Here is a 9,100-nt window from a genome sequence, read left to right as displayed (position 1 = left end):
AAGGCCTCGCCCTGGTAGGTGAAGGCCAGCTCGGCGCCATGCTGGTGCAGCATCGAGGCGATGCCCCAGGCGATCGAGTGGTCGTTGGCAACTCCCATGATGAGGCCGCGCTTGCCGCTCATCAATGCGCGCGTATCGGTCATGTCTTTATCGTTCTTTATCTGGCAAAGGCCGGTGGGGTCAGGCAGCGTAGCGCTGGAAGATCAGCGAGGCGTTGGTGCCGCCGAAGCCGAAGGAATTCGACATCACGCGGTTCAGCGTCACGTTGTCGCGGCGGGTCCGCACGATATCGAAGCCTTCCGCGCCGGGATCGAGGTTTTCGATATTGGCGGAGGCGGCAATGAAGTTGTCGCGCATCATCAGGATCGAATAGATCGATTCCTGCACGCCGGCCGCGCCCAGCGAGTGGCCGGTCAGCGACTTGGTCGAGCTGATCGCCGGCACCTTGTCGCCGAACACTTCGCGGATCGCCTTCAGTTCGGTGATATCGCCGGCCGGAGTAGATGTGCCATGCGTGTTGATATAATCGATCGGCGCGTTGTGACCGTGGCCGCCGGCTTCGTTCAGCGCCAGCTGCATGCAGCGCACGGCGCCTTCGCCCGACGGCGCCACCATGTCGGCGCCGTCCGAGGTCGCGCCATAGCCGACCAGTTCGGCATAGATCTTGGCGCCGCGCGCCTTGGCATGTTCCAGTTCTTCCACCACGACGATGCCGCCGCCGCCGGCGATCACGAAACCGTCGCGATCCTTGTCATAGGCGCGGCTCGCCTTGTCGGGTGTGGCGTTATACGACGACGACATCGCCGGCATGGCGTCGAACAGGCAGCTCAGCGTCCAGTCCAGTTCCTCGCCGCCGCCGGCGAAGATGATGTCCTGCTTGCCGAGCTGGATCAGTTCGGCGGCGTTGCCGATGCAATGCGCCGAGGTCGAGCAGGCGGAGCTGATCGAATAGTTCACGCCCTTGATCTTGAAGGCGGTGCTCAGCACGGCCGAACAGGTGCTCGACATGGCGCGCGGCACCATGAAGGGGCCGATCTTCTTCGGGCCGCCTTTTTCGCGGGTGATATCGGCGGCCTGCACCAGGTTGCGCGTGCTGGGGCCGCCCGAACCGACGATCAGCCCGGTGCGCGTGTTGATGACGTCGCTGCTTTCCAGGCCGCTGTCGGCGATGGCCTGTTCCATGGCGAGATAGGCATAGGCCGCGCCATCGCCCATGAAACGCTTCTGGCGGCGGTCGACCGCGGCTTCGAGATCGATCTTCACCGTGCCATGCACCTGGCTGCGGAAACCGAGCCTGGCGTATTCCTCGGCAAAGACGATGCCGGAGCGGCCGGCTTTCAGGCTGTCCGCCACATCCTCGACAGTGTTGCCGATGGAGGAGGTGATGCCGAGACCGGTGACGACGACGCGACGCATGGGCGTGAGACTCCTCAAACGCGGGCCGGGACCAGTGTCCGGGCCACAATCATAACGCTAGGACGTTGCAGTATGCTGCCGCGGATCGATCAGGCAGCAGCAGGGGCCAGGCCATCGGGAAAGACGCCGACGCGCATGTCCTTGCATTCATAAGCCGGCTTGCCATCGATCAGCATCGTGCCATCGGCGATCGCGATGCCGAACTTGCGCAGCAGCAGCTTCTTGATATCGATCTTGTAGGTGATCTTCTTCGCCGCCGGCGTCACCATGTCGGAGAATTTCACTTCGCCGACGCTGATCGCGCGGCCGCGGCCCGGCGCCTTGGTCCAGCCGAGGAAGAAACCGACCAGCTGCCACATGCCATCGAGGCCGAGGCAGCCCGGCATGATCGGGTCGTTTTCGAAATGGCAGGGGAAGAACCAGAGATTCGGCTTGATGTCGAGTTCGGCTTCGATCTCGCCCTTGCCGTATTTGCCGCCGTCGCTGACGATTTTCACGATGCGGTCGATCATCAGCATCGGAGGCAGCGGCAGGCGGGCATTGCCCTCGCCGAACAGCTTGCCATGGGCGCAAGCCAGCAGATCCTCGTAGCTGTAACTGTTCTTCTGTTCCACGATCTTCTGTTCCACTGGCGCGAAATCCCTAACCCTTCTGGCGCCGCCCGACCCCAAGCAAGAGGGGGGAACCGGCGCAATTCCTCCGTGGCGAATTCCGCTAAGTGGCGGGTCTGCCTTTGCCTTCCGGGACAATGTAGTGATCCGTCGGCCAGTCGCAACAGTTTCGTTGCATCTTGTTACAAATGCGCGAGCGGTCCTCCCGCCGGCCGACTGCCACCTGGCGGGGTAGATACTCAAGTATTTGTGAATACAGGTAGAATCCGGCCAGATGACATTCCTGTGGCCCTCTTTCGCGCCGTGCTATATATCGAAGCCAATGGCAAAGATGATCGAACCCCGTTTCGAGGCTGCCGCCGAGCAGCTCCGGACCGCCGGGCTGCGCACGACGCGGCAGCGGCTGGTGCTGGCCGAAATCCTGTTCGGCCAGGGTCATCGCCATGTGACGGCCGAAAGCCTGTTCACCGAGGCGGCCGAGCGCGGTGCGCGGCTGTCGCTCGCCACCGTCTACAACTGCCTGCACCAGTTCACCGGCGCCGGGCTGCTGCGCATGGTGACGGTGGATGCCGGCCGCGCCTATTTCGACACGAATCTCTCGCCGCATCATCACTTCTACTACGAGCGCAGCGGCGAGTTGCGCGACATCCCGGAAGCGGAAGTCGCGGTGTCGCGCCTGCCGGCCGCGCCGGCCGGGGCGAAAATCGCCCGTGTGGATGTGATCCTGCGCCTGGAAGACTGAGCGCTCGAAAACCCGCATGGCTCTTGTATTTGCGAGCCATTCTCAGATTTAGAATAATTCCAAACAACCTTGACTGTCAGCTTGGCGGGTCCATAATCCCGGCGTTCCGAATCTCTGTCCCGCTGCTCCGCATTCAGCAGTTTGAGGAGTCAGGGCAGGACGATCCGCCGTGCGATCCCCCATGGTCGACGCGACGGCAAGCGACAGCCAAGGAGGACCACACTATGGCCGCACTCAAAGGTACCAAGACCCACGGCAATCTGAAGGATGCCTTCGCCGGCGAAAGCCAGGCGAACCGCCGCTATCTCTACTTCGCCCAGAAGGCCGACGTGGAAGGCTACAACGACGTCGCCGCCGTGTTCCGTTCGACCGCCGAAGGCGAGACCGGCCATGCCCATGGCCATCTCGAATTCATGGCTGAAGTGGGCGATCCGGCCACCGATCTGCCGATCGGCCCGACCGCGTCGAACCTGAAGGCTGCCGTTGCCGGCGAGACCCACGAATACACCGACATGTATCCCGGCATGGCGAAGACCGCCCGCGAGGAAGGCTTCGACGAGATCGCTGAATGGTTCGAGACGCTCGCCAAGGCTGAAAAGAGCCATGCCGGCCGTTTCCAGAAGGCCCTCGACACCCTGGGCTGAGTTCCCTGCACCGGTGACCTAAACGATCCGCGGAGTCTGTCTGCCCTGACGGACTCCGCGGATGACCAGCACGTTTAAAAGCACCCGTTAGGGGACGACCATGCGTGAAGGCAGCCTGGACGCGCCAACCCGGCATCCGCTGGATTGGACCAATCCTGATTTCTACGATCTCGAAAAGCTCGACGCCGAAATGCGCCGCGTGCTCGATATCTGTCACGGCTGCCGCCGCTGCTTCAATCTCTGCGACTCATTTCCGCGCCTGTTCGATCTGGTCGATGCCTCGCCGACCGGCGAACTCGACGAAGTGGACTCGAAAGATTTCAAGCCGATCGTAGATGCCTGCACGCTCTGCGACCTGTGCTACATGACCAAGTGTCCCTATGTGCCGCCGCACGAGTTCAATCTCGATTTCCCGCATCTGATGCTGCGCTATCGCGCGGCTGAGCGGCATCACGGCCACAAGGATGCGATCGGCGACCAGCTCAGCCAGACCGACCGCAACGGCAGGCTGGCCGGCCTGGTTGCCCCCATCGCCAATTGGGCGAGCGCGCGCGGCAACGGCCTGACCCGTCCGATCATGGAAGCGGTCACCGACATCTATCGCGATGCCGAGCTGCCGAAATTCAATGCAAAGACTTTAGTGGCGCGCACGAAAAGCGAGCCAGCTGCCGTCAATGCAGACGCGCCGGCCTTCGGCAAACGCAAGGCGGCGATCTACGCCACCTGCTTCGGCAACTACAACAATCCCGATATCGGCATCGCCGCGCAGAAGATCCTGGCGCATAACGGCGTCGATCTGCGCGTCGAATATCCCGGCTGCTGCGGCATGCCGCGGCTGGAGCAGGGCGATATCGCAGACGTGGCGAAAAAAGCGCGCGTGGTGGCGGAAGCCTTCTCGCCGTTGATCGACCAGGGCTACGACATCGTGGCGCTGGTGCCGAGCTGTGCGCTGATGCTGAAATTCGAATGGCCTCTTATTTTACCGGATGACCCTCTGGTCAAAAAGCTGAGCCAGGCGACCTTCGATATTTCCGAATACATCGTCGATATCGCGAAGAAACATGGCCTTGCGCCGGGGCTCAAACCGCTGGACGGCGGCGTCACGCTGCATCTGGCCTGCCATGCGCGGGCGCAGAATATGGGCGCCAAGGCGACCGAGATGATGAAGCTGATCCCCGAGATGACGCCGGGGTCTTCTCTGGCGGTGATCGAACGCTGCGCCGGCCATGGCGGCAGCTGGGGCGTGCGCAAAGAATTCTTCGAAGTCGGCATGAAGGTCGGCAAGCCGGTCATGCGCACGGCGGTGAAGGAAAACAAGGCGCATATCGCCTCGGAATGCCCGCTGGCCGGGATCCATATCCGCCAGGGCATGGAGCGCGAAGGCAAGGATAAAGAGGGCTTCACCCTGCCGGCCAGGGCCGAGCATCCGGTCGAACTTTTCGCGAAGGCCTACGGCCTTATTTAGGTTGGCGGTTTACTGTAAAGAGCGTCCGGTGACGGAGGGGCATCCGCCACACAGGAGAGCGTCATGAGTCTCAAGACCACGATTACCCGCGCCGATATTCTTTCCATGGAAGAATTCGTGACGGTGCGCAAAGACAAGCGCGCCGAGGTCGTCGCCATCAAGAAGAACCGCCGCGTCGGCGTCGGGCCGTTCTGCACCTTCTATTTCGAGAATTTCGCCACCATGTGGTGGCAGATCCACGAAATGCTGTTCATCGAAAAGGGCGGCGAGGAGCAGATCAAGGACGAACTGCATGCCTATGCGCCGCTGATCCCCAAGGGCAGCGAGCTGGTCTGCACCTTCATGATTGAGGTCGACGACCCGGTGCGCCGCCCCGCCGTGCTGGGCCAGCTCACCAATGTCGACCAGATGGTGGTGCTGGAATTCGGCAGCCATAAAGTGAAGGCCGTGCCCGAGGATGATGCGGAGCGCAACCGTGAGGACGGCAAGACCTCCTCGGTGCATTTCCTGCGCTTCCCCTTCACGGCCGAGCAGGTCGCCGCCTTCAAGGCGGCCGGCCCCCGCGTGCTGCTTGCCATCGAGCATCCCAATTACGGCCATATCGCCGTGATGCCGGAGAACGTGCGCGAAAGCCTGAGCGCGGATTTCGCTTAAATCTCCGCGTCGTTCCCGCGAAAGCGGGAACCCAGTCTTTCCATTCTGGATCCCCGCTTTCGCGGGGATGACGATTTAGGGATTCACTGTTCTCTCCCGGATCAAAGCCGCCCTTCGCGCGTTAAACGCGGCGACGCTTCACGATCCGGAGAAGACCATGAAATTCCATCGCGGCCGGCTGATCGACCATGTGCAACTGGTGGTGAAAGACCTCGCCGCCGCACGGCGGTTCTACGACGCCGCCTTTGAGGCACTCGGCCTGAAGGTCGAAACCGAGGGGCCGGGCTTTTTCGGCTGCGACGAACTGTATGTCAGCACCGCCGAGGCGCATGCCGATTTTCATCTCACCGGCCGCGCCCATCTCGCCTTCCAGGCCCAGGACCAGGCGATGGTGCAGCGGTTTCATGCCGCTGTCACCGCCGCCGGCGGCAGGGACAACGGCGCGCCGGGTTTCCGCGACACATATCACCCTGGCTACTACGCCGCCTTTGCCATCGATCCCGACGGCAACAATATCGAGGCAGTATTTCATGGCCTCGCCACCCGCTCGGCGCCCAGCATCGTCATCGTGCCGCATCCTAAAGCCTAGGTCTCTGCGCTTCGCAGCATGGCAGCGACGGCCTTGTGGCGGTACACTCGCCGCAAGGAGGCCGCCATGACTGTTCTCGACTCAGACTCCGCCCTGCGCGACTGCTACGATCAGCCGAACGAGATGGTGCAGAAGAAACTCCTGCGCCGGCTCGACAGGCATGCCCGCGCCTTCATCGCGCTGTCGCCATTCGCGGTGCTGGCCACGCACGGGCCCGACGGCAGCGATGCCTCGCCGCGCGGCGATGCGCCGGGTTTCGTGCAGGTGGTCGATGATGTCACGCTGCTGCTGCCGGACCGGCGCGGTAACAACCTGATCGACTCCTTACGCAATATCGTGGCCTCGCCCGATGTGGGTCTGCTGTTCCTGGTGCCGGGCATCAACGAGACCCTGCGCGTCAACGGCACGGCGAAAGTAATCACCGATGCGGCCCGGCTGGAACCGATGGCGGCGCAGGGCAAGGTGCCGGCCTCGGCGCTGGAGATCAGCGTGCGTGAAGTTTATTTCCATTGCGGCAAGGCGATGCTCCGCTCGGATCTGTGGAATGCGGAGAAGCATGTGCCGCGCAGCAGCTTCCCCACGCTCGGCCGCGTACTTGCCGACCAGGTCGCCGGCATCGATGCCGAGGCGGCAGATGTGAATCTGGCGGAAAGCTACAAGAGCCGGCTTTACTAGCCTCGCTGCAACAGGCGAGAGACAAGCTCCGACAGCACGGAGATGGTTTCGCGTCGAAATGCGCGGCGCGGCGCGGCGAGCTGCCTGAACACCAAACCGATCAGCGCAGAGACGAAAAGCTCGGCGTGACGCTGCGGATCGGATGAGCCGGCCGCGGCAAGCGCCAACTGAGCGCTGCGGCGCCAGGTTTCGAACCACTCCTCCACGACAAGCCGGTAATGCGGTGTTCTGGCTGCCGCCAGGAAAGCCTCGTAGCAGGCGATATGCATCTCGGCATCGGTTTTCAGTTCCCGGTCATACCAGACCACCAGGGAGTCGATCCACGCATCCACGTCGATGGCCTTGTCCTGAAGGCTCAGCGCAAGCGCACGGAGCCGGCCGGTCTCGCGGGCGAGAGCATGGCGCAGCGCCGCCTCGATCAGCGCATCGCGCGATCTGAAGTGATGGGTGACCGCACCCAGGGATGTCTTCGCCTCGGCCGCGACCGCCCTGTGGGTCACGCCATCCAGGCCGCGGCGGCCGATCAGGCGCAGGGTGGCCTCCATCAGCGGCCGCTGGCGCGCGGTGATCTCGTTGCCGTCGTTCACGTCCTATGGACTCCATACGGAACATATGTTCTTCTTTATGGATCAAACGTTCTTGACGCGGAGATGTCAATGCCCGCTTATCGCCTGCATTACTTCCCGGAATCCGGCAACAGCTACAAGCTGGCTCTGATGCTCACGCTGTGTGGCCAGAGTTTCGAGCCGATCTGGACCGATTTCGCCGCGGGCGTCACCCGCACGCCAGAATGGCGCGCGACGGTGAATGCGATGGGTGAAATCCCCGTCCTGGAAGCAGATGGCGTCAAGCTGACGCAAACGGCGCCTCTGCTGCTGCAACTTGCCGAGCAATACGGAAAGTTCGGTGGCGATACGCCGGCTGAGAAATATGAAATCCTGCGCTGGCTGTTTTGGGACAATCACAAACTGACCGGCTATATGGCGACCTACCGCTTCATGCGCAGCTTCACGCGGAAGCCGAATCCACAGGTGCTGACTCATTTTCGCCGCCGGCTCGACGACTTTCTGGGTATCCTGGACCAGCATGTGAAAGTGTCGGCCTTCGCTGCGGGCGATCAGCCGAGCGTGGCGGATTTCTCGATGATGGCCTATCTGCATTTCCCGGCCGATGAAACCGGTTACGATTTCGCTGCCACACATCCGGGAATCCGCGCCTGGCTTGATCGCATCGCCAGCCTTCCGGGCTGGCGATCAGCCTATGATTTGTTGCCGGGCCAGCGCCTGACGCATTACGCGAAAGACGGACCTCCGCTTCACGCCTGATCTTTGGCGGGCGCGCTGCGCACCGGCCCAAGCCAGTCAGGCGTTTCGCCGCGCTGGAAGCGCAGCCCCATCACGAAGGACTGCGCGATCTTTTCCGCGCGCGCCACAAACAGGGCGGCCGCGTCGGGCGGACAGACTTCCGCCGCGGTGGCGCGGAACAGCTGCAGCCAGCGGTCGAAATGCGGCTGGTCCAGCCGTGGCATGCCGTGCTCGCCGCGTTTCGTGTCGAGGGTCAGATGCGCCGCCATCGGCCGGCCGGAATAACGCCCGGTCATCAGCACCACCGACGACCAGAAATCCGCCATATTGGCCAGATGCGTGTCCCAGCGGTCCTGGATCGCGCCGTTGAAGATCGGGCCGAGCATCTCGTCTTCGCGGATGCGGGCATAGAAGCTGTGCACCATCCGATGCACCATCGCCTCGTCGATGCCGACCTGCGTGCCGGGTGCCAGAGCGGCGCGACGGGCCTGGCGTTCCGCGCGCGTGCTGTCGTTGTCGTCCTGATGAGCCATGATGATGTCGATCTAGGGCAAATGGCGGCGAAAGGCGAGCGGAAACCAGCCAGCTATGTTCAACCTGGCCTGCCATCGGCACGCACCCGCAGCAGCATCGACGCGTAGCGCAGCAGGAACAGGCCGAAGGCGGCTTCCCAGGCCAGCCCGGCTGCGCAGAGCAGCGGCAGGGTCCAGTCTGCATGCAGCCCGGCGCAAAGCCGCAGCAAAGCCGCCAGCGTGATCGCGACATAGATCGCAATGTCCACCGGACCCGCCCTGAGCGGACGGCCGGTATGGCCGAGCGAACTGCGGGTCATCATGGCGAGCATGAGCCCGGCCATGGCACCGACACCGAGCGCATGCAGCGCCAGCGCCGGTGCCGCGAGGTCGAGCGCGGCCAGACCGCGCAGCAGGAGCGCGACCGGCAGCCAGGCATAGGCGACATGCAGGATGGCGAGCAGCGGCACGCGCAGCGCGCGATGGCT

General features: G+C 63.1%; 12 protein-coding genes and 1 pseudogene. 7 read left to right on the top strand and 6 right to left on the bottom strand.

Annotation, left to right across the window (positions count from 1 at the left end; genetic code table 11):
* From CTR53_RS12040 to fabA, 3 genes and pseudogenes are all read right to left on the bottom strand, one after another.
* A pseudogene (locus tag CTR53_RS12040) lies at positions 1-143 on the bottom strand (SDR family oxidoreductase); the annotation flags it as partial.
* Between the two features lie 37 nt (positions 144-180).
* On the bottom strand, positions 181-1,416 hold the full coding sequence (fabB, locus tag CTR53_RS12035; protein WP_290813429.1) for a beta-ketoacyl-ACP synthase I: 1,236 nt from the start codon (positions 1,414-1,416) through the stop codon (positions 181-183).
* 89 nt (positions 1,417-1,505) lie between these two features.
* Entirely contained in the window at positions 1,506-2,030 is a 525-nt protein-coding gene (gene fabA / locus CTR53_RS12030) for a bifunctional 3-hydroxydecanoyl-ACP dehydratase/trans-2-decenoyl-ACP isomerase (RefSeq protein ID WP_367158973.1), read from the bottom strand.
* A gap of 328 nt (positions 2,031-2,358) precedes the next feature.
* On the opposite strand from fabA, the gene irrA reads away from it, so the two are divergent.
* The 6 genes from irrA (at position 2,359) to CTR53_RS12000 (ending at position 6,796) form a co-directional block, all read left to right on the top strand.
* A complete protein-coding gene (gene irrA / locus CTR53_RS12025; protein ID WP_290813423.1) occupies positions 2,359-2,769 on the top strand; it encodes an iron response transcriptional regulator IrrA in 411 nt (136 codons plus the stop codon).
* Positions 2,770-2,993: 224 nt separating this feature from the next.
* Positions 2,994-3,413, top strand: coding sequence for a rubrerythrin family protein (locus CTR53_RS12020; RefSeq protein WP_144068134.1), 420 nt, complete (start codon positions 2,994-2,996; stop codon positions 3,411-3,413).
* Between the two features lie 100 nt (positions 3,414-3,513).
* Positions 3,514-4,878 (top strand): heterodisulfide reductase-related iron-sulfur binding cluster, encoded by a 1,365-nt coding sequence (locus CTR53_RS12015; RefSeq protein WP_290813417.1) that lies wholly within the window; start codon positions 3,514-3,516, stop codon positions 4,876-4,878.
* A 63-nt stretch (positions 4,879-4,941) separates the two neighbouring features.
* Positions 4,942-5,532, top strand: a complete 591-nt coding sequence (locus CTR53_RS12010) for a DUF3501 family protein (protein ID WP_290813414.1) — start codon at positions 4,942-4,944, stop codon at positions 5,530-5,532.
* Positions 5,533-5,689: 157 nt separating this feature from the next.
* The gene (locus CTR53_RS12005) at positions 5,690-6,121 is read left to right on the top strand and encodes a VOC family protein (RefSeq protein ID WP_290813412.1); all 432 of its coding nucleotides are present in this window, start codon (positions 5,690-5,692) and stop codon (positions 6,119-6,121) included.
* A 66-nt stretch (positions 6,122-6,187) separates the two neighbouring features.
* A complete protein-coding gene (locus CTR53_RS12000) occupies positions 6,188-6,796 on the top strand; it encodes a pyridoxamine 5'-phosphate oxidase family protein (protein ID WP_290813409.1) in 609 nt (202 codons plus the stop codon).
* Here CTR53_RS12000 and CTR53_RS11995 read toward each other — a convergent pair.
* Positions 6,793-7,383 (bottom strand): TetR/AcrR family transcriptional regulator, encoded by a 591-nt coding sequence (locus CTR53_RS11995; RefSeq protein WP_290813380.1) that lies wholly within the window; start codon positions 7,381-7,383, stop codon positions 6,793-6,795. The genes CTR53_RS12000 and CTR53_RS11995 overlap by 4 nt on opposite strands.
* Positions 7,384-7,452: 69 nt before the next feature.
* Here CTR53_RS11995 and CTR53_RS11990 point away from each other — a divergent pair, with 69 nt between their 5' ends.
* Positions 7,453-8,121, top strand: a complete 669-nt coding sequence (locus CTR53_RS11990) for a glutathione S-transferase family protein (RefSeq protein WP_290813377.1) — start codon at positions 7,453-7,455, stop codon at positions 8,119-8,121.
* Here CTR53_RS11990 and CTR53_RS11985 read toward each other — a convergent pair.
* Together CTR53_RS11985 and CTR53_RS11980 are read right to left on the bottom strand one after the other, a co-directional pair.
* Positions 8,112-8,633 carry a group III truncated hemoglobin gene (locus CTR53_RS11985; protein ID WP_290813374.1) on the bottom strand — a complete coding sequence of 174 codons (522 nt, stop codon included), beginning with the start codon at positions 8,631-8,633 and terminating at the stop codon, positions 8,112-8,114. The genes CTR53_RS11990 and CTR53_RS11985 overlap by 10 nt on opposite strands.
* Before the next feature lie 59 nt (positions 8,634-8,692).
* Positions 8,693-9,100 (bottom strand): NnrS family protein (locus CTR53_RS11980; RefSeq protein ID WP_290813371.1); only part of this gene is annotated, 408 nt, incomplete at its 5' end.

The organism is Ferrovibrio sp. (genome assembly GCF_002796975.1).
Lineage (GTDB): Bacteria > Pseudomonadota > Alphaproteobacteria > Ferrovibrionales > Ferrovibrionaceae > Ferrovibrio.
The sequence above is the reverse complement of the archived record's forward strand: the minus strand, read 5'-3'. Positions and strand labels throughout refer to the sequence as shown.

Bases quoted from the DNA above. Each gene is read 5' to 3' on its own strand.
- fabB (WP_290813429.1), bottom strand. From the start codon at position 1,416: ATGCGTCGCGTCGTCGTCACCGGTCTCGGCATCACCTCCTCCATCGGC.
- irrA (WP_290813423.1), top strand. From the start codon at position 2,359: ATGATCGAACCCCGTTTCGAGGCTGCCGCCGAGCAGCTCCGGACCGCC.
- CTR53_RS12020 (WP_144068134.1), top strand. From the start codon at position 2,994: ATGGCCGCACTCAAAGGTACCAAGACCCACGGCAATCTGAAGGATGCC.
- CTR53_RS12015 (WP_290813417.1), top strand. From the start codon at position 3,514: ATGCGTGAAGGCAGCCTGGACGCGCCAACCCGGCATCCGCTGGATTGG.
- CTR53_RS12010 (WP_290813414.1), top strand. From the start codon at position 4,942: ATGAGTCTCAAGACCACGATTACCCGCGCCGATATTCTTTCCATGGAA.
- CTR53_RS12005 (WP_290813412.1), top strand. From the start codon at position 5,690: ATGAAATTCCATCGCGGCCGGCTGATCGACCATGTGCAACTGGTGGTG.
- CTR53_RS12000 (WP_290813409.1), top strand. From the start codon at position 6,188: ATGACTGTTCTCGACTCAGACTCCGCCCTGCGCGACTGCTACGATCAG.
- CTR53_RS11990 (WP_290813377.1), top strand. From the start codon at position 7,453: ATGCCCGCTTATCGCCTGCATTACTTCCCGGAATCCGGCAACAGCTAC.
- CTR53_RS11985 (WP_290813374.1), bottom strand. From the start codon at position 8,633: ATGGCTCATCAGGACGACAACGACAGCACGCGCGCGGAACGCCAGGCC.